Here is a 22,091-nt window from a genome sequence, read left to right on the forward strand (position 1 = left end):
ATAAAATTTATAACTATACGACGAAGCATTAAAATGAGTTGGCCTAATACTTGCACTGTAATCAAGGATGGTGAATTAATAATAACAACATTGGCATAGAACTTGCTTTTATATTACTGAGTTTATAATTTTTGAGGATGAAGTCATGAAACAACAAGGTTTTACATTAATTGAGTTAATGATTGTGGTGGCGATCGTGGGTATTTTGGCTGCTGTTGCAATTCCAGCATATCAAGATTACACAATCCGTGCTCGTGTAACAGAAGGACTGAATTTGGCTTCAGCAGCAAAATTGGCCGTTTCTGAAACCGCTATCTCCAACAACGCATTACCCGCGACCCAAGCTGCAACAGGTTATGTGAGTCCCGCAGCTACTGCAAACGTGACTTCTATTGGCATTGCTGGCGATGGAACAGCAGCCATTACGGTAACGTATACTGCTGCTGCTGGAAACGGAACTATCGTGTTAACCCCAACGTTACAAGCCAACGGTGAAGTGACCTGGGTTTGTACTGGTGGTACCTTAAACGATAGATTTCGCCCAGCTAACTGCAGATAATCGATAACGCAATACACTGAAAGCCGCCTTCGGGCGGTTTTTAATTACAGTTTTTTTTCAACCAGCTTATTTTTTAGTCGGATATAATCTGGAAGGCCGCTGACATAAGGAGGGTAAGCTTCTCCTTGGATCAAGGGCAGTAAATACTCTCGACAACGCTCGGTAATGCCAAAGCCGTCTTCTCGGATGTATTCAGCAGGCATTGCTTTTTCCACGTTAGCCACATCGTTAAGCGGCACTTGACCAATGGACCAAAGGTAGGGCCAATGTTGTTCTCTGACAATAATGGGCATGATGGCATTTTGGCCCTCAAGCGCTAATTTAACGGCTGCTTTTCCTAACGCATACGCTTGTTCAACATCGACTCTTGACGCGATATGACGTGCAGAACGCTGGAGGTAGTCGGCGACAGCCCAATGGTATTTAAGGTTAAGTTTACTTTGAATCAGATCAGCAATTACCGGGGCTACTCCACCTAATTGCGCATGACCGAAGGCGTCACGAAGTGCCGCTTCGCTTAAAAACTTCCCATTTTTATCGCGAATTCCTTCGGAGGCGACAATTACACAATAACCGAATTGTTGAACGGATTGATCGACGGCTTTAATAAAGCGCTCTTCTTCAAAAGGTACTTCGGGAAATAAAATGATGTGAGGCGGTTCGTTATCATTTTTGCCCGCAAGTCCGCTAGCGGCTGCTATCCATCCGGCATGTCGGCCCATAACTTCCAAAATAAATACCTTCGTAGATGTAGCGGCCATAGAGGCAACATCCATTCCAGCTTCCAGAGTAGAGATGGCTATGTATTTCGCAACCGAACCAAAACCAGGGCAGTTATCGGTAAAGGGCAAATCGTTGTCGACGGTTTTTGGAATGCCGATGCACGTCACTGGGAAGTTTGCTTCCTGACTCATTTGCGCTACTTTGTTGGCTGTATCCTGAGAATCGCCACCGCCGTTGTAAAAAAAATAACCAATATTATGCGCTTTAAATACTTCAAGCAAACGTTCAAATTCCTCATTTTTATTTTTAAGTTTGTAACGACAGGAGCCAAAAGCACCAGATGGGGTATGCATTAGCTTGGCAATGTCGTCATCACTTTCAAGTGAGGTATCAATTAAATCCTCATTTAAAGCGCCAATAATCCCATCTTTAGCAGCAAATACTTTGCTGATTTGTTCCGGGTGAAGACGAGCGGTTTGAATGACCCCACAAGCTGAAGCGTTGATGACAGCAGTGACACCACCGGATTGCGCATAAATTGCATTTTTAACGGACATGATCGTTCCCTATTTGTTTTATAAAACGTAAGATTACCTAGGCAGCGGCCCTAAAGATTCGCTCCTTGCGATACTTTAGGGCCGCTGCCTAAACTAAAGCCTAGATCTTGCTGTCCACAAAACTAGCTGGAGGTAATCAGGTACACTCAAATGGCCTCTGAGGCTCGATAAAAATTATTATACTCATCAAGAACGGCATCAATGGCTTGTATAAGCTGCCTAAAGGTTTGTTCAAAAACGCGACTTGGTTTTGTTTCTTTTGCAAACAATTCAAGTTGTGCCGAGAGTCGCTGCAAATGAGGGACGCCACAGAAACAACAGGCACCATGAAGTTTATGCGCTGCTCGCTCTAGTCCTAGCAGATTATTTTCAGCTTTAAGCCGTATAAATTCCATGCGTTCTTGTTCAAGATCTTTTACGAATCTCTCCAGAAATTCAACGGCTAATTCTTTATTGCCAGAGACTCGTTTGAGGCAAATTGACCAGTCAATGGCTGTCGCTTTGGATTGATTCACCACTTCAATTAAATGATGCAATAACATTCCTTCATCAAATGGTTTTGGTAAGCAAAGATTAATACCTGCTTTTTGTAAGTCATCGTTGTTAAGAATATTGTTGGCGCTGATTAAAATAATGGGAGTAAGTTTGTTAAGCATTGATTGCTGACGAATACGTCTGGCTGCGTCAATCCCATTGAGGTTTGGCATTTGTAAGTCAAGTAAAATGACATCATATCTTCGCTGAGCGCACTGAGTTACGGCCTCGATCCCATCGTTCACCGATTCAATAGTAGCATTTTCTCCAAGCAGTGAATGCAAAAGCCTACGATTAACCGGATTATCTTCTGCAATCAGTAGCTCTAGTCCACGGTCTTTAAATTGTTTTCGTAAAGAGTGAAGCTCATTTGAACCAAGGCATAGTTCGGGTTCTTCTAGATAAGGTTTATTAATCACGGATTCAATCGTATCATGTAGTTTTTGAATATTCGCAGGCTTGAAAAGAAACGCTTTCGCCCCCCATTTCTCGTATTCTGGAATCAGCCATTTTGAAATTAAAACAGTAGGGGTTTTTTGAGTGCGAATGACCTCAGCGACTTGCTTTTCACAACCTTGATTGACATTCACAAAGGCTAAATGGCAATCCTGGTGGGTTTTGAACGCATGACTTAGCTCATTGAACGAGTTTACAAGCACGCACCTAATTCCCCACAACGCCAGGCCATTATTTAGGGCTTCTAAATGAAGCGGGTTATCATCAAAGCAAATCACCTTTAAATTTCCAAAGCGATGGATTTGATGTTTTTCTATTTCATACGCCGCTAATTTTGCAAGCTTAATATGAACGGAAAAGGTTGAACCCTTGTGTGGTTTGCTGGTCAGTGAAATCCGGCCATTCATGTGCTCGGCTAATTTTTTGGTGATGACCAATCCAAGACCAGAGCCGCCAAAACGTCTGGTAATGGTTGTGTCTGCTTGATTAAACGCATTAAACAACGTGGCTTGGTCAGCTTCCGCAATACCAATACCAGTATCCGTTACGGAAATACAAAGGGTATAGTCCTGATCGGTTTCATGCTCAATTACAGTTCGTACCAATACATAGCCATGATCGGTAAATTTTATAGCATTAGCCACTAAATTATTAACAATTTGTTTTAAACGCAGCGGGTCTCCAAGTACGGTTTTGGGGACCCTGATGTCTGTCGATGGAATCAAATCAATGCCTTTTTTATGGGCATTTGGAGCAAGCAGGGTGAATACTTCATCAATACAGGCCCGTAAATCCAAAGGAATGCAATCTAGATGCAGCTTGCCAGCATCCATTTTGGAGTAATCCAGAATATCATTAATGATCGCTAATAAATCCTGGGCAGAAGATTTTATAGTTTTCACATAATCTAATTGTAAAGGATCTAACTTACTTTCTAATAAAACGTTGGTAAATCCAATTACTCCATTCATGGGAGTACGGATCTCATGGCTCATGTTTGCAATAAATTCTGATTTTTGCCGGCTTTTTTCTTCAGTTTTCTTTTTGTCTAGAGAGAGTTCGATATTTTTTTCTTCTAAAAGTTCTAGATTTTTTTGCAAATCATGCGTTGCCGTTTCGATGTATTGGTTTAAGTCATTGACCATAATCAAATATTGCTTTTGGAGATGCGCGCAACCTTGCTCGATTGTCCCAAGTTCCCCCTTGCTGATGGTTTTAATCTCTGTTTCAAATTCATTGCTTAAAATTTGCTTCATGCTTCGTCTTAATCGAGCAATAGGAATGTAAATTCGTTTGGAGAGGAAATAATGAATACTGAGTCCAATTAAAAGGCCTAACAGGGTAATAAAGATGGTGACGATATACATCTGGTAGCGTTTAATCAATGTGGCTTGGGTGTCAATATCAATAGAAAGCCAACCTAAAATATCATCAGCTTGGAATGCTATTGGGCTGCTCGGTGCCTTAAACGGTGCAAATGAATAAAGATTGAACTTAGGTAAGGTAATAGGGGCTACGAAATTGACGCTGTAGGGATTAATCTGTTTGCTTTCAATGTAGTCTCCTGTGAATTCCGGAGGTTTGAATGGATGCTTTAAAGAGTGTTTTCCCCCACGATAGGCCAGGAGTTGTCCTTTAGCATTATAAAAAGCTAGGGCTTTAACTTCTTGATTAATGGTGGAGGCATCTACCAGCCCTTGCAGAATGCGTTTATCGTCTCTTAGTAGTGCAAGTTGCGCCGCTGGAAGCAATTGACGGATATAAGCTTCACCCAAACGAGAGGTATATTGTGATAAATCACGACTAAACTGGCCGTTGTAAAATAAAGCGAACAAAAGGGCGACCACCATAACTGGAATTAAGGTGGTAATTCTTAACTGGTATTTGATACCAATGCTTTTCAAATGCAATTCCTTATTGTTGAGTCACTGCTTCTTTGCGCCCCTTACAAAGTCACGCTATACTTTGTTCCCTGGAATTATACCTCTAATTTTTTAAAGCTTACAACGGAGCCCTTTAAATGGTTGTACGAACCCGATTCGCCCCAAGTCCTACTGGATTTCTACATGTTGGTGGGGTAAGAACTGCATTGTTTTCATGGCTTTATGCTCGTCATCATCAAGGGGAATTTATTCTTAGAATTGAGGATACCGATCGCGAGCGTTCCACTGAAGAGTCTGTTCAGGCCATTTTAGATGGCATGAACTGGCTGGGTCTAGTTCCTGACCAAGGGCCCTTTTATCAGACCGAACGTTACTCTCGTTACATGGATGTTTTGCAACAGCTGTTGGATGAAGGTAAGGCTTACCGTTGTTATTGCAGTAAGGAGCGCTTGGAAGCGTTAAGAGAAGCGCAACTTGAGCGCAAAGAAAAACCACGCTATGACGGCCATTGCCGTGACCAAAATCTACCTGATACTGGCGAGCCCTTTGTCGTTCGCTTTAAAAATCCTCATGAAGGCGAAGTTTCTTTTACTGATCAAGTTTATGGTGAGATACAAGTTCAAAACAGTGAGCTCGACGATCTAATTTTATTACGATCCGATCGTCATCCAACCTACAACTTTGCCGTGGTCGTGGATGATTGGGATATGGAGATCACGCATGTGATTCGCGGGGACGACCACATTAATAATACGCCGCGCCAAATTAACTTATTTAAAGCTTTAAATGCCCCGATTCCTATTTTTGCCCATTTGCCAATGATCCTTGGTGACGATGGCAAACGGCTATCAAAGCGTCATGGGGCAGTAAGCGTGTTGCAATTTAAAGAACTAGGACTGCTTCCTCATGCGTTACTGAATTATTTGGTTCGACTCGGCTGGTCTCATGGCGATCAGGAAATTTTTAGCGTTGATGAAATGATTGCAATGTTTAATTTAAAGAACGTCAGTCGTGGGGCGGCAAGTTTTAGTTATGAAAAATTATATTGGTTAAACCAACATTACCAGAAATTTGACGCGCCAGAGCAAGTGGCAAAATCATTACAATGGCAGTTTGAGAAAGCCAATATTGACTGGACCAAAGGGCCGGAGTTATCGAAGCTTGTTTCTATCCAAGCAGAGCGGTGCAAAACTTTGGCTGAGATATGCGAAACCAGCCTTTATTTTTATCAAGACAGTATTGAGTATGATGAAGAGGCAGTAAAAAAACATTTACGCCCTGTTATTTTAGAGCCTCTTAAAGCGTTGTATGAATGTTTGCAACACGTCTCAGATTGGCAACCAGATACCTTGCAGCAATGCATTAACGACATCACGGCTGAATATAATATTAGTATGGGTAAAATTGCTCAGCCGTTAAGAGTTGCGGTTACAGGAAACAGCTCATCCCCATCCATTGATGTGACTTTAACGTTATTAGGTAAGTCGCGCGTTATAAATCGATTGGAGCTTGCCTTGAAGCGAATTCAAGAACGCGCAGCTTCTGCAGAGTAATACTTTGCAGGGATTACAGCTAGACGCTGTTAGAGATTGCAGCTAACGATCTCTTGTTGCCATTTAGTAAGAATACTGCATTTTTATCTCAACTTTTATTATTTCTGGTCGATATCATTACGTAGAAGGTATCAATTGGCAGAAGAGAATGAAAGAAAGACACTTTGCTTATAAAATATCTCGCGAACCTGGCGGACTTATCTGTACTCACTTTGAGTTCGAAGAAGATAGAATGTTGGATGTACTTGAAACCATACATGATTCCGAGTCTAAAGGGATTTACTGGATATTTAAGCAATTAGATGGAAAGCCACAAGAAGCATTAAGCATTATTGATTGTGAGCACCGAAGAATTTATTTTCATTACTCAGGCGAAGTTGAATCGTTGGAAGAGGTCATCAAGAAATTGAAAAAATAAACGATAGGTTAGATTGTCACTCTGTATTTCGTATAAAAATCGTACTCACTCAACAATAAGGAATATACCATGTCAAAACTGACTCACTGTTACAAAGGAATCGGACTGAGCATGATTCTTTTTCCTGCTTTAGCCCTTGCGGCCAATGATCAAGCCCCTCAAACACCGCCGAAGCAGAATCTTCCTTACGAGGCTCCAGGGCAAGTTCAACCTCTCCAAATGCCAAAAGATCAATGGCTAGAACAGGTAAGAAAAGTGGTGCCCGAACCAATTTGTAAAGGATTTCTTGAAGATCCTTCCATTGCGGGCCGATTTAAGGACATGGGAGTCACGTATGATAAATGCCTTAAAGAAATTCCTGATTTAACCGATGCTTGCATTAAAAAATATAATGATAAGTTACCGGATATGATGACGCAGGAATCTGCCTCAAAATGGGGACGGTTGCTTGGGGAGTGTATTGGAGCAAGTTTTGCCAAAATTTATTTATATTCGGAAATTATTGAGCAAAAACAACAGCAAATGCTACAACAAAAGAAAACACAAGAGACCGGTAAAGTTCAGGATTCAGGTAATAAGAAAAACTAAATTGTATTATATACCCGTGATCGTTCAAAATGCGGCAGGACGAAAAATAAAAAGCATAAATCATGCATTTTGAACGATCATGGGTATAGATATTCCTTAATAAAGTGTTTGCCCGCACATTGTGGGCTTTTTTTTTGAAATTACTTTTTCTAGGTTGGTTAACTATAGGCGCACCGATAAAATGAATTTAACGCGTCTGGATAGTTGTTTACCCATTGGAATTGTTTTAAGGGACCGTGATTTGGATTAAATTTATCACCATGATACAAATGACAAGGCAGGCGGCTAATGACGCAACCAATGTATTTGTACCGGGTATATTTTACAACTGGGGTCATAGTCACATTATTTGGACATCGTTTTTCATAGCAAATGTAAAAACTATCGGCTTTAGGTTCATCCCTAGGGGTTAAGGGTAGGGTAAAGGCATTATTGGAAAGCAAGACGGTTAAACAGCATAAAACGACTGGACGTTTGTTTGCTTTCATAGTTCCTTCCTATTTTTATTCTTTAATCTTTGTAATAGCATGATATTTTTTATTATTCAAACCCTTAATTTATAGGAGAGCAGGATGTTGGTAACCTTTAGCTGTGATGCGCATGAAAATATAACCATGTTTGGTGATGTGGCTGTGAAATTAATCAAGATGATGGGGCACAGTGGTGAAGTACCTGGCGCAATTTTGGCAGAGGATGTACAGGGAGCTTTAAATCGTTTGAAACAGTCTATTGAAGTTCATAAGGAAGATGAACCTAAAAACTCTGGCTATCAAGATGAGTATTCGGAAGAAGAACCAATCAGCTTATCAAAACGCGCGTGGCCATTAATAGAGCTTTTAGAGGACGCTGCAAACGCTAAATGTAATGTGATGTGGCGTAAAAGGTAGCAAACAAGAATATAAGTGATCTGAATCTTAGCGACTCCAGAGACTCGAATCTTCGCGGCAGCGACCGCGGGGTCTGTTGTTGTCATGTTTAAAATATTTTATCTCGCGGTGGGTAATATGGTAAACTAGCTCAGTTTTATTCAAATAGTTCGCAGTGAAAACATGCTTACCCTCAATCAAATGACTCTGGCGCGTGGCAATAAAATCTTATTGGAACAGGCGACCGTTACTCTTTTTGAAAAACAAAAAGTTGGTTTGGTGGGACGTAATGGTTGTGGGAAAAGCAGCTTTTTCAGTTTGGTTTTGGGAAAGTTAACCCCTGATGCGGGTGAATGTCAGCTAAATGCTCAGTTAAGAATCAGCCATCTTTCTCAAGATCTTCCCGATAGTGAAAGCTCTGCCGTTGATTATGTTTTAGCCGGCGATCTAGAGTATGCAATGTTGCTCAAGAAGCTAACAGCCGCTGAAAATACTGGTGATGATGCAACCATTGTGGCTTGCCATGATCGCATGTCACAAACTGGGGCTTACAGCAAGCCTGCACTGGCTGCCTCGATCTTAGCCGGCTTGGGATTTTCTACAACCGCGCAACAATCTAGCGTGAATAGCTTTTCAGGTGGATGGCGAATGCGGTTGAACCTTGCTCGTTGTTTGATGACACCTGCTGAGCTATTACTGCTTGATGAGCCGACTAATCACCTAGATATGGAAGCTATATTTTGGCTCGAACGTTGGCTAAAGCAAAGTCCTGCAACAGTGATTGTGATTTCACACGATCGAGAATTTTTAGACGCATTGGTCACTCATATCCTCCACTTTGATCAACAAAGAGCGACCCTGTACACCGGAAATTACAGCCGATTTGAACGAAGTCGCGCCGAAGCAATTGCGCTGCAGCAAGCGGCCTATACAAAGCAACAAACTAAGATTAATCACATGATGGACTATGTGAATCGCTTCAAAGCCAAGGCATCCAAAGCTAAGCAAGCGCAAAGCCGTTTAAAAGCGATTGAAAAAATGGACATCATCGCTAAAGCGCAAATCGACTCGCCATTTACGTTTGAATTTTACCCCTGTCCTAAAGCTGGAAAACCGTTAATTCGTTGTGAGGATGCAAGCGTTGGTTATGATCCTAAACGTCTGATATTAAACAAAGTGAACTTATCTCTAAATCCAGGGGATCGGTTTGCGTTGCTTGGTCCAAATGGGGAAGGAAAATCAACGTTTATTAAAGCTTTAACCGGTGATCTACCTCCAAAATCGGGACGCATCGAACGTTCACCTCATCTTCAGGTCGGCTATTTTGCTCAACATCAATTAGAAGATTTAGATTGCGCACTAAGCCCCGTGCAAACAATCTTACAATTAACCCCAGATGTTCGCGAGCAGACGGTTAGAGATTTTTTAGGTGGATTTAATTTTGTAGGTGACATGGCTTTAGCGCCAATCCATTACTTTTCGGGGGGTGAAAAGGCGCGATTGGCGTTGGCGAAACTAGTGTGGTTACGTCCAAACTTACTCTTATTGGATGAACCGACCAACCACCTTGATTTGGAAATGCGCTCAGCCATTGAAATCGCTCTGCAAAGTTATGAGGGCGCGCTTATTGTGATCTCACATGATCGCCATTTTTTACGCACCACGGTTGATGATTTTTATCTCGTTTATGACCAAAACATTAAGCCTTTTGATGGAGATGTTGATGCTTATCATCAATGGTTGCTCAATCAGGCAACTCCTGCCCAAATTCAGAAGACGGCTCCAAGCTCAGATTATCGCGAAAAGAAAAGCCAGCAAAATCGATTAAAAAAATTAGAGCAAACCATAGAATCTTACCAAGCTGAAATTAAAACGTTAGAAATTAAACTTGCTGATTCGTCACTTTATTTAAATTCCGAAGCCATTAGCTTAAAGGAATTAACCGAAAAACGTGGTAAACTAGTTCGGCAACTGACTGAAGCCGAAGAAGAATGGCTTGAATTGATGGAGTTGTTAGAGCACTAGGCGGTTTCCTTTCAAGTTGTTCACTCAAAATCAAGCGCTTGTATGTTGGATGGTTGATATGACTTGTCTAAAACGAGATATTATAATCACGCTCATTATTAAGTTTTTTTTGTTAATGCTCTTATGGTTTGTGTGTATTAAACCGGCTACGCATAAGTCTATCGACACCCAAGGTTGGATGCTTAAAGCCCGAGCTTACAACGACCCTAGTATTGCTGAGCAGAGTTCATAAATATAACCGTCTTTGAATTAGCGTAGCTCTTTTAGCCATGAATGGTTTTGCAATGACAAGCAGTCGTGCCTGAATGGATCATTTAGACACAAACAATTTTCAAGGATTTTTTTAACCTTTTACAGAGGTGATTTATGATTCCTGGTATAGATGTTGTTGATTTATCCCGCCTGCAGTTTGCATTAACTGCTCTGTATCATTTTCTTTTTGTGCCATTAACGCTGGGGCTGTCGATCTTGTTGGCCATTATGGAAACCGTTTATGTGATGACTGGGCGGGAAATCTGGAAGCAAATGGTTAAATATTGGGGAGTCCTATTTGGTATCAACTTTGTGCTTGGCGTTGCAACTGGATTAACGATGGAGTTTCAGTTTGGGACGAACTGGGCATACTACTCTCATTACGTTGGTGATGTGTTTGGCGCACCGTTGGCGATTGAAGGGTTGATGGCGTTTTTTCTTGAAGCGACCTTTGTAGGCTTATTCTTTTTTGGCTGGGATAAATTAACAAAGTTTCAACATATGTGTTGTACCTGGCTTCTGGCGTTAGGCACAAACTTATCGGCGTTATGGATTTTAATCGCGAATGGTTGGATGCAAAACCCAGTCGGAGCAAAATTTGACTTCGAAACCATGCGAATGGAAGTGACTAGTTTTTATGACGTGATGTTTAATCCCGTTGCACAAGCTAAATTTGTGCATACGATTAGTGCTGGCTATGTGACTGGTGCTATTTTTGTGTTAGCAGTCAGCGCTTACTTTTTATTAAGAGGGCGAAATATTCCATTTGCAAAACGTTCAATGACCGTTGCCGTTTCCTTTGGTTTAGCTTCTGCTTTGTCTGTAGTGGTTCTTGGGGATGAAAGCGGTTATGTGGCCAATAATAACCAAAAAATGAAACTGGCTGCGATGGAAGCAATGTGGCATACCGAAAAAGCCCCAGCAGGTTTAACCTTATTTGGCATTCCCAATGAAAAAACGAAGTCTACAAATTATGGTCTTGAAGTCCCTTATGCACTGGGCATCATTGCAACGCGCTCTTTTAATCAACCGCTTGAGGGCATAACCGAATTGGTGGCTGAGGGCAAAGAACGTATTCGTGAAGGCATTTTAGCTTATGATGCATTAACTCGATTGCAACAGGATAGGAATGATGCACAAGCTAAAGCTGATTTTCAGGCGCATGAGAAATACCTTGGCTATGGGTTGTTGTTAAAAAAATACACAGAAAACGTAACTGATGCAACTGAAGCTCAAATTGATCAAGCGGCTAACGATTTAAAGCCGCATGTCAGTCCTTTATTCTTCTCGTTTCGCATCATGGTGGCATGTGGTTTCTTTTTTATTTTATTGTTTGCTTCTGGGTTTTATTTATCGGTTAAGCGCAAACTTCATACATCACGCTGGTATTTGCACCTGGCTTTCTGGTCCTTGCCGCTACCTTGGCTTGCTGCTGAACTAGGCTGGGTTGTTGCCGAGTATGGACGTCAGCCATGGGTTGTACAAGGCGTTTTACCGACCATGCTCGGCACGTCCTCGGTCACAGGAGCGCAAGTATTAACCTCGTTAGCAGGATTCATTATTTTCTACACCGTCTTAGCCATTGTGGAAGTTTACTTGATGGTCAAATACATTCGTCTTGGCCCCGATAATTACGCCCATTAGGAGAAAATTATGCCAATAGATTATGAATTATTACGCGTGGTGTGGTGGGTACTGTTAGGGGTATTGCTTATTGGGTTTGCCATTATGGATGGTTTCGATCTAGGGGTTGCGATGTGGTTACCTTTTTTGGGCAAAACCGATACTGAACGACGCATTATGATCAACAGCATTGGGCCGGTATGGGAAGGAAATCAAGTGTGGTTTATCTTAGGGGGTGGAGCTATTTTTGCAGCTTGGCCTGCTTTATATGCATTATCGTTTTCCGGGTTTTACTTGGCCATGTTGGTTATCTTGTTAGCCCTAATTTTACGACCGGTAGGATTTAAGTATCGTTCCAAACTTGAGAGTCGAGTGTGGCGAAATGTATGGGATTACTCACTGTTTATCGGTGGGTTAGTTCCTTCCTTAATTTTTGGGGTTGCGGTAGGGAATGTCTTAGAAGGCGTGCCATTTCATTTTGATCTGACATTACGTCCTTTTTATACCGGGACGTTCTTTGGTTTATTAAACCCTTTTGCTCTGCTGTGTGGTCTTTTATCGGTTGCAATGTTGGCTATGCATGGAGCGTTTTACTTAAATCTTAAAACGGAAGGTCATCTACAACGCAGAGCTAACATTGCTGCGAGAGGGGGTGCCTTATTAACCGTACTTCTATTTGTAGCCGGTGGACTTTGGCTCTTTTTTCGTATCGATGGCTACGCACTAACGAACGTGGTTCTTCATGAAGGTCCATCAAACCCCCTGTATAAATCGGCCATTCGTAAATCGCATGCTTGGTTTTCAAATTACCAACAGTATCCTATTACCCAAACTGCCCCAATCGCCGGGATCCTTGGAGCCTTATTAGCGCCACTATTGATTCGGTTTTCGGGGATAGCTTTTTTCTTTAGCGGCGTATCGGTGTTTGGGATTATTGCAACGGTTGGTGTGAGCATGTTCCCCTTTATTTTGCCTTCTTCCTCACATCCCTCTCAGAGTTTATTGGTTTGGGATAGCTCATCTAGTCATTTGACTTTGTTTATTATGCTGATTGCGACTGTGATTTTTTTACCGATTATTTTACTGTACACCTCTTGGGTATATCGTGTTCTGAGGGGTAAAGTCACGGCTGATACGCTGTTAGAAAATAAAGAATCGGCTTATTAGGAGAATATATTATGTGGTACTTTTCATGGATATTAGGTACAGGCTTAGCTTGTACGTTTGCTGTGCTAAATGCCATGTGGCTAGAATTGAGAATTGATGGCTCGCAAAGAGAACAGGCTGAACAGGATTCAGAGGCAGTGGGATAAGCGCTGTCTCTGTCAGCGCATCAGCGGGTAGTAGAGTTACTCATTTTTCGGGCCAGTTTTAATACTTCTTTCGCCGCTCGTTGTTCTGCTTTTCTTCTACTGGGGCCTTTGCCTAGCGTAGTGAGATTTAAGTCGGGAATTTCACAATGTATATGAAAGACTTGATTGTGTTCCTCGCCCTCAATTTTTAGTAAGGTGTAATTAGGCAGAGGGAATTTTTTCGCTTGCAAAAATTCCTGCAACTGCGTTTTAGGATCTTTTAAATTATCATGTAATCCTTCGTCGTCTAAACGTGTCTTAAATAAATTCAAAATAACAGTTTGGCAAGGCTCCATTCCGCCATCTAAAAAAACAGCCGCAAATACGGCCTCTAAGGAGTCGGCTAAAATTGAAGCTCTTCTAAAGCCACCGCTTTTTAATTCTCCTTGGCCTAGGTATAAATAATCGCCAAGGTTGATTTCCAAAGCGACTTCGGCCAACATTTCTCCTTTTACGAGATAAGCGCGCAAGCGGCTTAATTCCCCTTCGCTTTTATCCGTAAATTTATTATATAAGGCATTGGCTATGACAAAACTTAAAATAGAGTCGCCTAGAAACTCCAGACGTTCATAATTGACTGCGCCAGCACTACAATGTGTTAAGGCTTGTTTAAGGTGACTAATGTTTTTAAAGCTATACCCTAACTTTCTGCACAACGGTTGTAAGTTAATCTCGACCAATGGTTACCTCACGGGATAGATCAAAATCGAACAAAAGACTCATATTCCCGACAAGAGATTTCGTGACTTTATAAGTAATGGCAACAGTATAACGTCCATCACCGCTGGGTTTAATCAGAATTTTATCTTCAGGAATCTCCACCCCATTCACATATAATTGATTCGTCAATTTCTTCCTTAAAATACTGGCATTCGTCATGGCATCGTCTGAAAATTCGGTTTTAGGAATTTTGTCTAAGATCTCTATTGATTTAATTACCGTATAATGTTGAATGTAAACTGGCACAATGCGCATTAATGTGACCAAAATAATAATGACCACCGCCATGGTGAACAACATTCCAAGAAAAGACATCCCTGATTGTTTATTCATATCGCCTCGTTATTAATGAATGATACTGCCTAGTTTTGACCAACGAACCATGCCCGTATTGCTGTTCCAGCTCATCCATACCAAAAAAGCTTTGCCGCGAAGATATTCATCCGCAACAAACCCCCAGTAACGGCTGTCAGCACTATCATCGCGATTGTCACCCATTACAAAGTAATAGCCTTCGGGCACTTCAACTTCAAAATCAACCGGTTTTACATCTGGACGGACAAAAATATTATGCTCAATCCCGTTTAATGTCTCTTTAAATTTTGCTACTGGTTTTCCAGAGCTTTCATCCATGGTGTATTCTACAAAGTCTTGCTTCATTTCACGACCATTGATGGTCAGCATTTTATTATGATAAACGATTTTATCGCCAGGCACACCAATAACGCGTTTTATGTAATCGTAAGAAGGATTTGGCGGCCAACGGAATACAACAACGTCGCCAGTTTTCGGATTGGATATGGGCAATATTGTGGTTTCTAAAACCGGTAAACGTAATCCATAAGCGAATTTATTTACCGCGACAAAGTCTCCCACCATAAGGGTTGGTTCTAGCGATCCGGAAGGTATTCGAAACGGTTCAATAATAAAAGAGCGCAGTAACAGTACTATAAGGAATACTGGAAAAAATGATCGTGAAAGCTCAATAATTTTAGCTTGCTTTAGATTGGGCTTTCGCTTTTTGGACCAGTAAAGAATATCCACAAGAGCGATTAACCCCGTTACCAGGGTTAATGAAACTAATAGCAGTGCAAAATTCATGAATATACCTTATTTTTTTCTATCCGTTTGAAATACGGCCATAAACGCTTCTTGTGGAATTTCAACTTGACCCACTTGTTTCATGCGTTTTTTACCGGCTTTTTGTTTTTCAAGCAACTTACGCTTGCGTGTGACGTCACCGCCGTAGCATTTGGCGGTTACATTTTTTCGTAACGCTTTGACGGTCTGGCGAGCGATGATATGATTACCAATAGCGGCTTGAATAGCTACATCAAACATTTGTCGTGGAATTAATTCACGCATTTTCTCAGCCAGAACTTTACCCCGAGTATGCGCCACACTGCGGTGCACAATTACCGAAAGGGCATCAACCCGCTCTCCATTGATTAATATATCCATTTTGACGAGATCAGCTTCTTGAAATTTTATAAAATTGTAGTCTAAAGAAGCGTATCCTCGACTGACCGATTTTAAACGATCAAAGAAGTCGGAGACGACTTCACTCATCGGAAGATCATACACCACTGAAACCTGACGACCGGTGTAGGTCATGTTCACTTGTATACCGCGGCGTTCAACGCATAAGCTAATAATTTGTCCAAGATAATCTTGAGGCACTAAGATGTTCGCACGAACAATGGGTTCTAGCATTTGCTTAATTTGCGGTGAGGGTGGCAAATGCGAGGGATTGTCAATCATTAAGGGTTCACCTTTGGCTGTGACAACCTGATAAACCACGGTAGGAGCGGTTGAGATCAAATCAAGATTATATTCACGCTCCAAACGCTCCTGAATGATTTCCATATGCAGCATGCCCAAAAAGCCACATCGGAAGCCAAATCCAAGTGCTTCAGAAGATTCAGGTTCATAAAATAATGAGGCATCATTCAGGCTCAATTTAGCTAATGCTTCTCGAAACGCTTCAAAATCATCGGCGCTGATGGGAAATAATCCCGCATAGACTTGAGGCTTTATCCGCTGAAATCCAGGTAGCGCTTTTTCAGCCCGTGGTTTCTCAAGAGTTAAGGTATCACCGACTGGCGCTCCTTGTATTTCTTTAATCCCTGCAATCACGTAGCCCACTTCCCCCGTTTGCAGGCATTCTTTTTTGGTTCGTTTAGGGGTGAATATACCAACTTCATCGACATCATAATTTCGCCCCGTTGACATCACATGCATTTTATCGCCTTTGTGCAGCGAGCCGTTGACAATACGAACGAGTGACACGACGCCTAAATAGCTATCAAACCATGAATCAATGATTAACGCTTGCAAGGGCGCATCCGGATCGCCTTTTGGTGGAGGAATTCGGTGCACTAGCGCTTCTAAAACATCGTCAACCCCTAAGCCTACCTTAGCACTGACTTTAATGGCATCTTTGGCTTCAAGGCCAATGATGTTTTCAATTTCTTCAATCACGCGCTCGGGTTCGGCTTGTGGTAAATCAATTTTGTTAAGTACGGGCAAGACTTCTAGATTTTGGTCGATGGCGGTATAGCAAACGGCAACCGTCTGCGCCTCGACCCCTTGTGCGGCATCAACCACTAATATGGCACCTTCGCAAGCCGCCAAAGAGCGAGACACTTCATAGCTAAAGTCCACATGTCCTGGGGTATCAATGAAGTTCAAGAGATAGGTTTCACCATTGCGCGCTTTGTAGTTCAATGAAACACTTTGCGCTTTAATAGTAATCCCACGTTCCCGCTCAATATCCATGGAATCAAGTACTTGCGCTGCCATTTCACGGTCAGTTAATCCACCGCAAAGTTGAATAAAACGATCCGCCAAGGTGGATTTGCCATGGTCGATGTGTGCAATGATGGAAAAATTACGAATATGCGTTAAGTCGCTCAATTGAAAACCTGCTGATAAATTCAGCCATTTTATATCAAAACCGCTCCAAATCAAACGTAAAAACCCCAGGTGCAGGATAAACGCATCTAATTTTTAGACATTATTAAGGTTTCTTTTGCCCACCTGCCGTGCTTTGTGCACGGCATCCATACGATCTTGAATAAATGTTGAAACTGGATTCCGCGCATAAAGCTCCGAAAGTAGACATTTTGAATCGACAATGTTCATTTAGATCCGTTTATGCTGACTCCAGGTGGTCTCGGCGTTACAAATACGTTAAAATGTCTGAATGACTAAAATGGCCGTTTTTTAAGGATGTCGCATGTATATACTTGGACGATTGATTGTGATTGGGTTACTCATTGTTTCATACTCAGCGCAGGCGGATGAGGCACTGGTTAAACGAAAAGAAGTGCAACAATTTATTAATTCCATGGTGAAGCAAGATGGATTTAATCGACAGCAATTAGTCACATGGCTTAAAGAAGCACAATTCCAGCCCCAAATTATTGAATCGATGAATCGGCCCTATGAAAAGAAAAGCTGGGATGTGTATAAAGCTTTATTTTTAACACCTGAACGCGTTCGTAAGGGAATCGCCTTCTGGCAAGCCAATCAAAAAGCGTTGGAACAAGCCGAACAGAAATTTGGTGTACCTCCGCACATTATTGTGGCAATTATAGGCGTTGAAACCTTATATGGTGAGCGTCAAGGCAACTATCGTGTCTTGGATGCTTTGACAACCCTCGCGTTTAATTACCCTAAGCGTGCGCCATTCTTTAAGAAAGAATTAAAAGAGTATTTAATTCTTTGCAAAGAACAGGGCGTTTCTCCAACTGAGTTTAAAGGGTCTTACGCGGGAGCCATTGGAAAACCGCAATTTATGCCCAGCAGCTATCGATACTATGCCGTTGATTTCACCGGCAATGGAAAACGGGATTTAATCAATGATGATCAAGATGTGATTGGCAGCGTGGCTAATTATTTTCATAAGCACGGTTGGAAATTAAACGATCAAGTTGCAGAACCTGCCAAAATTGAAGGAAGTGGTTATAAGGGGATTCGTACCAACAGCAGGACTGCTGATTATGATTTGAATAAATTGATTTCGGTTGGCATTAAACCTGAACACTCTTTCTCCAATAATCCTAAAAAAGCGGGTCTAATTGAGCTAAATACAGATGAAGGTGAGGTATTCTGGGTTGCTTATCCAAATTTTTACGTAATTACCCGTTATAATACTAGCCCACAATACGCATTGGTGGTCTATTTATTATCACAGCAATTAAAACATTATTGGGCTTCAGCGCATAAAATTCATGATTACGCCTATGCATAAGGAATTTCATGAATACCTGTTTCCTGTTTATTCGTTATCCTAATGAGGAGACGATCCTAAGTGTAACGCTCGATAGCCAAGGGCATATTGTTGCCCCTTTATCGTCGCGTACCATAGAGAAAATTAAAGAACTTCAGGCAGGAGCAACCACGTTGGTGGTACTCCCGACAGAAACCTGTGGCTTGCATGAGGTGCCCCTTCCTTGGCTAGGAGAACGTAAAGCTCGTTCCGCCATTCCTTACGCCCTTGAAGAACAACTGGCTCAAAACGTCACTTCTCTTCATTTCGCATTTGATCGACAGCATTATAAACACAACATATATCTAGTGGCGGTGATTGATAAAGCGTATTTAGCCGCTACGATTGATACACTTGAATCATCTGAAATCAAATTTGACGCGATTACACTCGACTGGTTCGCACTTCAGAACGGTGAGCATTGTTTTACCAAAGAGGTTCTTTTGGTGAATGATTCTAAATTTAAAGGCGCATTAAGTCTTGAGCTTTCAAGAGTGTATCTGGCTAATAATCCTGAGACGGAATTACTTGTCTTTAACGATAGTCCCGAATTATCCGCTGAACATCCAACGAATCAGATTGATCAAAAGGCTCATGAGTGGATCGCTAAGCGTCTGCTCAATGCCAAAATCATTAATTTATGCCAAGGGGAGTTTCAGCGAGGGGGGAAACGAGACCGAACTCGCTTCTGGTATATTGCCACGGCTGGTCTTCTAGGGGTTTTGGTGCTTAGTGTTTTGGTAATCAATATTGCTAAGGTATTGGTTTTAAATCATAAAATTCAGCAGTTCGATCAAGGCATTGAACAAATTTATAAAGAATTTTTTCCTGAAGCGAAACAAGTAATAAGCCCAAGATTTCGAATAGAACAATCGCTAAAAGCCGGTCGCGGAGCACAGGAAAGTGAACGTTTCTGGGTGTTACTTTCAACCTTAGGCAATGCGTATAATCCTCAAAGTATTACCATTCAACAATTGCTATTTCAAAATCAAACGTTAATGGTGACTTTAACCAGTAAAGATTTTCAGGCGCTCGAATCCTTACAGCAAGTGTTACAAAATTCCAATATCAAAGTCACTCAGACGCAAGCCTCTACTCAAGACGGACAGGTTATGGCTACTTTGGAGTTAAAACGTTGAAACATTATTGGCAGAACTTAAATGAAAGAGACCGCGTGGCCTTAGTGCTCGGTATTGCAGCGGTGATTATTTATTTAATGTATTTGATTATCTTCTCACCACTGTATACGGCTTTGGAGCAAAAATCGTTACAACATAAAGAAAAACGCGAAACCTTAGCTTGGATGAAGCAGATCCGTGGACAAAAAAGCCAGCTTAAACCACAACAGCCATTAACAAATACCCAACTGCTATCTCTACTTGCTAGAAAGCTAAAAATACCTATGTTTCAACCTTTTCCTTATCAACTCCAGCAACTTAGTGCGGGAGATATTCAGCTATCGTTTGAGTCGGTTCCTTTTATATTATTCATTCAATGGCTTAAGCAATTGAATCAAACCTATGCGTTTAGCATTAAACAATTTAACGCGCAACGCATTGATACAGCGGGATTGGCTAAAGTTTCATTAATTCTTTCGGCCAAACGTCCCTAAGCAAATCTTATTCTGTAACCCGCTGCACACTTCCCCAAGACTCAATTTTAGCTCCTGCACGCACGTCATCTGGGAGTGTATTAAGTGCTTGTTTGGCTGCTTCATAAGTTGGATAGCTACCGTATAACCCTTTATAACGCGTTGTCCCATTTTGTTCATAACGTATTTGTGCTCGTCGATCCGTTTTAGGAGCTTTCACTAAGGTTCCGGCGACTTTTGATGCCTTATCACCCTCGGCCAGTTCTATGGTGTAGTTGGAAGGACTTTGGCTCTGTACCCAGTTGCGGTCTCTGTCTTTTGCCCGAGCCGGAGAGTGATAAGCTCCCACGTGATACGTTTCTGGAACAACGACTGGTTTTTTCTCTTGCTCATAATCTCGAGAGGTGTAACTTGCATCATAACTTTCGGGATACAGCGGTTCTCCGCCCCATGTATAGGTTTGATAATTCATATATCCATGCGGGTTATAAGATGTACAAGCATTTAAGATTAGTACGGCGCTAATTACTGTAACGACTCGAATCTTGCTCCTCATGACATCGCTCCCGTATTTCATTATTATTCTTAGTTATCTAATTTATCTGCAGATTGCATTAAAACTTTAGTAATCGAAGTTTTTTTAATAAAATGATTCTTTAGCGGATTTATTTTGAAGGTATTTTATGTGGACACATCGACGTTCCGGGCAAACCAACCAGCGGGGCACCCGTGATCATCGTGATCCCTATGAGCGTGATAGAACTCGAGTGATTCATTGCCCAGCGTTTCGACGCTTGCAGCGTAAAACTCAGATCCTAGGAACCGACGAAGGGGATTTCCATCGCACGCGCTTAACCCATTCTCTTGAAGTGGCATCCATTGGCCGCAGTTTAGTCCGCAACCTCACCATCAATCAGCAGGAAACTATTCTTTCCGGTTTATTGCCTAATGATGATTTGATTACCGTCATTTGTTTGTTGCACGACATTGGCCACCCTCCATTTGGTCATGGGGGAGAGGTGGCCTTAAATTACAAAATGCGCAATCACGGTGGATTTGAAGGCAATGGTCAAACGCTTCGCTTATTAACAAAAGTAGAGAACAGCTATGGCGCTTACGGGCTTGATTTAACTCGCCGCGCTTTATTAGGTATATTGAAATACCCTGTTCGACGATCTACGGTGGTTGCCACTCATCTGCCGCACGTTGAAGAATCTATCATGAAAACGATCCGCATCAACGATTGGCTGCCTCCCAAAGGGTATTTTGATTGTGAACAGGAGGAAGTGGATTGGCTGTTATCGCCGTTTTCTGGCTCCGATAAAATCTTGTTTCAATCGCTCAGTCAAAAGCCCAATCACGATACTCATGGTAAGGCTGCCTATCACTCCTTTGATTGTTCGGTGATGGATATTGCCGACGATATTGCCTATGGGGTTCACGATTTAGAAGACGCTATTCATTTGAGGTTAATTGATCGCAGTAAGTTTGATACGAATGAATTACGATTATTATTGTCCCAAACCCCATTGGGGCAGAATATCTCTCAGCTTCTGGATGAATTATTTAATTCGGAAATGTATATTCGTAAGCAAGTGATTGGCGAGATGGTCAATTACTTTATCACTGAGTCAAAACTTCAAGTAACCCATTCGGACTTTGAAAACCCAGTATTAAAGTACAACATCATCTTAAACCCAGAAGCGAGAGCGTTGCTGGATTATTTGATGCAGTTTATTTATGAGCATGTCATTGATTCTCAAGAAGCCAGAACCTTTGAATATGGCGGTCAGACGGTTGTATTACGACTTTTTGAAGCCATAAGCTCCAACCCCAGCAGTTTGTTGGATAACAAAAACCGCATGTTGTTTAACAACCAAAAAGACGAAGCGCAAGCACTACGCGTAGTGTGCGATTACATCGCCAATATGACGGATGAATATGCGTATCGAATGCATGAGCGATTATTTGGATTTAATACGCGAACAATTTTTGAGCGACTTTAGTTCTATACCCAATCAACTTCAAAATGCGTGATTTATGCTGTTTCTTTTCGCCCTGCCGCATTTTAAAAAGCTCACAAGGGAATGAGCCATTACTCGCTTTTTAAAATGCGAC

General features: G+C 41.7%; 22 protein-coding genes. 14 read left to right on the forward strand and 8 right to left on the reverse strand.

The genetic code is table 11. From position 1 onward, the window contains the following. Window positions 1-145: 145 nt before the first annotated feature. Window positions 146-559, forward strand: a complete 414-nt coding sequence (locus E1O47_RS01340) for a pilin (RefSeq protein WP_133129470.1) — start codon at window positions 146-148, stop codon at window positions 557-559. A 44-nt stretch (window positions 560-603) separates the two neighbouring features. Here the strand turns inward: E1O47_RS01340 and E1O47_RS01345 are convergent, their stop codons facing one another. Together E1O47_RS01345 and letS are read right to left on the reverse strand one after the other, a co-directional pair. Next, window positions 604-1,839 carry a 6-phosphofructokinase gene (locus tag E1O47_RS01345; protein WP_133129471.1) on the reverse strand — a complete coding sequence of 412 codons (1,236 nt, stop codon included), beginning with the start codon at window positions 1,837-1,839 and terminating at the stop codon, window positions 604-606. A 146-nt stretch (window positions 1,840-1,985) separates the two neighbouring features. After that, the gene (letS, locus tag E1O47_RS01350) at window positions 1,986-4,733 is read right to left on the reverse strand and encodes a two-component system sensor histidine kinase LetS (protein WP_133129472.1); all 2,748 of its coding nucleotides are present in this window, start codon (window positions 4,731-4,733) and stop codon (window positions 1,986-1,988) included. A gap of 116 nt (window positions 4,734-4,849) precedes the next feature. Between letS and gltX the strand changes: the two genes are divergently transcribed. The 3 genes from gltX to E1O47_RS01365 all read left to right on the forward strand — a co-directional run bounded on the left by gltX (window position 4,850) and on the right by E1O47_RS01365 (window position 7,271). Next, window positions 4,850-6,265 carry a glutamate--tRNA ligase gene (gltX, locus tag E1O47_RS01355; protein ID WP_133129473.1) on the forward strand — a complete coding sequence of 472 codons (1,416 nt, stop codon included), beginning with the start codon at window positions 4,850-4,852 and terminating at the stop codon, window positions 6,263-6,265. A gap of 148 nt (window positions 6,266-6,413) precedes the next feature. Continuing rightward, window positions 6,414-6,683 carry a hypothetical protein gene (locus E1O47_RS01360; protein ID WP_133129474.1) on the forward strand — a complete coding sequence of 90 codons (270 nt, stop codon included), beginning with the start codon at window positions 6,414-6,416 and terminating at the stop codon, window positions 6,681-6,683. Window positions 6,684-6,752: 69 nt separating this feature from the next. Next, window positions 6,753-7,271, forward strand: coding sequence for a hypothetical protein (locus E1O47_RS01365; protein WP_133129475.1), 519 nt, complete (start codon window positions 6,753-6,755; stop codon window positions 7,269-7,271). A gap of 158 nt (window positions 7,272-7,429) precedes the next feature. On the opposite strand, the gene E1O47_RS01370 is transcribed toward E1O47_RS01365, so the two are convergent. After that, window positions 7,430-7,759 carry a hypothetical protein gene (locus E1O47_RS01370; protein ID WP_133129476.1) on the reverse strand — a complete coding sequence of 110 codons (330 nt, stop codon included), beginning with the start codon at window positions 7,757-7,759 and terminating at the stop codon, window positions 7,430-7,432. Between the two features lie 84 nt (window positions 7,760-7,843). Here E1O47_RS01370 and E1O47_RS01375 point away from each other — a divergent pair, with 84 nt between their 5' ends. The 6 genes from E1O47_RS01375 (at window position 7,844) to cydX (ending at window position 13,350) form a co-directional block, all read left to right on the forward strand. Next, window positions 7,844-8,158 carry a DUF1840 domain-containing protein gene (locus E1O47_RS01375; protein WP_133129477.1) on the forward strand — a complete coding sequence of 105 codons (315 nt, stop codon included), beginning with the start codon at window positions 7,844-7,846 and terminating at the stop codon, window positions 8,156-8,158. A 162-nt stretch (window positions 8,159-8,320) separates the two neighbouring features. Then, a complete protein-coding gene (locus tag E1O47_RS01380; RefSeq protein ID WP_133129478.1) occupies window positions 8,321-10,162 on the forward strand; it encodes an ABC-F family ATP-binding cassette domain-containing protein in 1,842 nt (613 codons plus the stop codon). Window positions 10,163-10,220: 58 nt separating this feature from the next. Beyond that, a complete protein-coding gene (cydP, locus tag E1O47_RS12665) occupies window positions 10,221-10,394 on the forward strand; it encodes a cytochrome oxidase putative small subunit CydP (RefSeq protein ID WP_423202745.1) in 174 nt (57 codons plus the stop codon). A 134-nt stretch (window positions 10,395-10,528) separates the two neighbouring features. Continuing rightward, window positions 10,529-12,058, forward strand: a complete 1,530-nt coding sequence (locus E1O47_RS01385; protein ID WP_133129479.1) for a cytochrome ubiquinol oxidase subunit I — start codon at window positions 10,529-10,531, stop codon at window positions 12,056-12,058. Window positions 12,059-12,067: 9 nt separating this feature from the next. Next, window positions 12,068-13,204, forward strand: a complete 1,137-nt coding sequence (cydB, locus tag E1O47_RS01390) for a cytochrome d ubiquinol oxidase subunit II (RefSeq protein WP_133129480.1) — start codon at window positions 12,068-12,070, stop codon at window positions 13,202-13,204. 8 nt (window positions 13,205-13,212) lie between these two features. After that, window positions 13,213-13,350: a cytochrome bd-I oxidase subunit CydX gene (cydX, locus tag E1O47_RS01395; protein WP_207384276.1), complete on the forward strand. Its 138-nt coding sequence runs from the start codon at window positions 13,213-13,215 to the stop codon at window positions 13,348-13,350. A gap of 20 nt (window positions 13,351-13,370) precedes the next feature. Here the strand turns inward: cydX and rnc are convergent, their stop codons facing one another. Genes rnc through lepA form a run of 4 tightly spaced genes read right to left on the reverse strand, consistent with a single transcriptional unit; the run spans window position 13,371 to window position 17,025 of the window. Further along, window positions 13,371-14,069, reverse strand: a complete 699-nt coding sequence (rnc, locus tag E1O47_RS01400) for a ribonuclease III (protein WP_207384273.1) — start codon at window positions 14,067-14,069, stop codon at window positions 13,371-13,373. Continuing rightward, on the reverse strand, window positions 14,056-14,442 hold the full coding sequence (locus tag E1O47_RS01405; protein ID WP_133129482.1) for a DUF4845 domain-containing protein: 387 nt from the start codon (window positions 14,440-14,442) through the stop codon (window positions 14,056-14,058). Before E1O47_RS01405 ends, rnc begins: the two co-directional genes overlap by 14 nt. Window positions 14,443-14,454: 12 nt before the next feature. Continuing rightward, window positions 14,455-15,210, reverse strand: a complete 756-nt coding sequence (lepB, locus tag E1O47_RS01410; protein WP_133129483.1) for a signal peptidase I — start codon at window positions 15,208-15,210, stop codon at window positions 14,455-14,457. A gap of 9 nt (window positions 15,211-15,219) precedes the next feature. Further along, the gene (lepA, locus tag E1O47_RS01415) at window positions 15,220-17,025 is read right to left on the reverse strand and encodes a translation elongation factor 4 (RefSeq protein WP_133129484.1); all 1,806 of its coding nucleotides are present in this window, start codon (window positions 17,023-17,025) and stop codon (window positions 15,220-15,222) included. A gap of 322 nt (window positions 17,026-17,347) precedes the next feature. Here lepA and mltB point away from each other — a divergent pair, with 322 nt between their 5' ends. Genes mltB through gspM form a run of 3 tightly spaced genes read left to right on the forward strand, consistent with a single transcriptional unit; the run spans window position 17,348 to window position 19,994 of the window. Beyond that, window positions 17,348-18,364 (forward strand): lytic murein transglycosylase B, encoded by a 1,017-nt coding sequence (mltB, locus tag E1O47_RS01420; RefSeq protein WP_133129485.1) that lies wholly within the window; start codon window positions 17,348-17,350, stop codon window positions 18,362-18,364. Between the two features lie 8 nt (window positions 18,365-18,372). Continuing rightward, window positions 18,373-19,521 carry a type II secretion system protein GspL gene (gene gspL / locus E1O47_RS01425; RefSeq protein WP_133129486.1) on the forward strand — a complete coding sequence of 383 codons (1,149 nt, stop codon included), beginning with the start codon at window positions 18,373-18,375 and terminating at the stop codon, window positions 19,519-19,521. Next, on the forward strand, window positions 19,518-19,994 hold the full coding sequence (gspM, locus tag E1O47_RS01430) for a type II secretion system protein GspM (RefSeq protein WP_165475013.1): 477 nt from the start codon (window positions 19,518-19,520) through the stop codon (window positions 19,992-19,994). The genes gspL and gspM overlap by 4 nt, the downstream gene beginning before the upstream one ends. 7 nt (window positions 19,995-20,001) lie before the next feature. Here gspM and E1O47_RS01435 read toward each other — a convergent pair whose 3' ends face one another. Next, window positions 20,002-20,529, reverse strand: a complete 528-nt coding sequence (locus E1O47_RS01435; protein WP_242601953.1) for an SPOR domain-containing protein — start codon at window positions 20,527-20,529, stop codon at window positions 20,002-20,004. A 127-nt stretch (window positions 20,530-20,656) separates the two neighbouring features. On the opposite strand from E1O47_RS01435, the gene E1O47_RS01440 reads away from it, so the two are divergent. Further along, window positions 20,657-21,979, forward strand: a complete 1,323-nt coding sequence (locus E1O47_RS01440) for an anti-phage deoxyguanosine triphosphatase (RefSeq protein ID WP_133129488.1) — start codon at window positions 20,657-20,659, stop codon at window positions 21,977-21,979. The last annotated feature ends 112 nt before the right edge of the window (window positions 21,980-22,091 follow it).

This window comes from Legionella yabuuchiae, from assembly GCF_900640115.1.
Taxonomy (GTDB): domain Bacteria; phylum Pseudomonadota; class Gammaproteobacteria; order Legionellales; family Legionellaceae; genus Legionella_A; species Legionella_A yabuuchiae.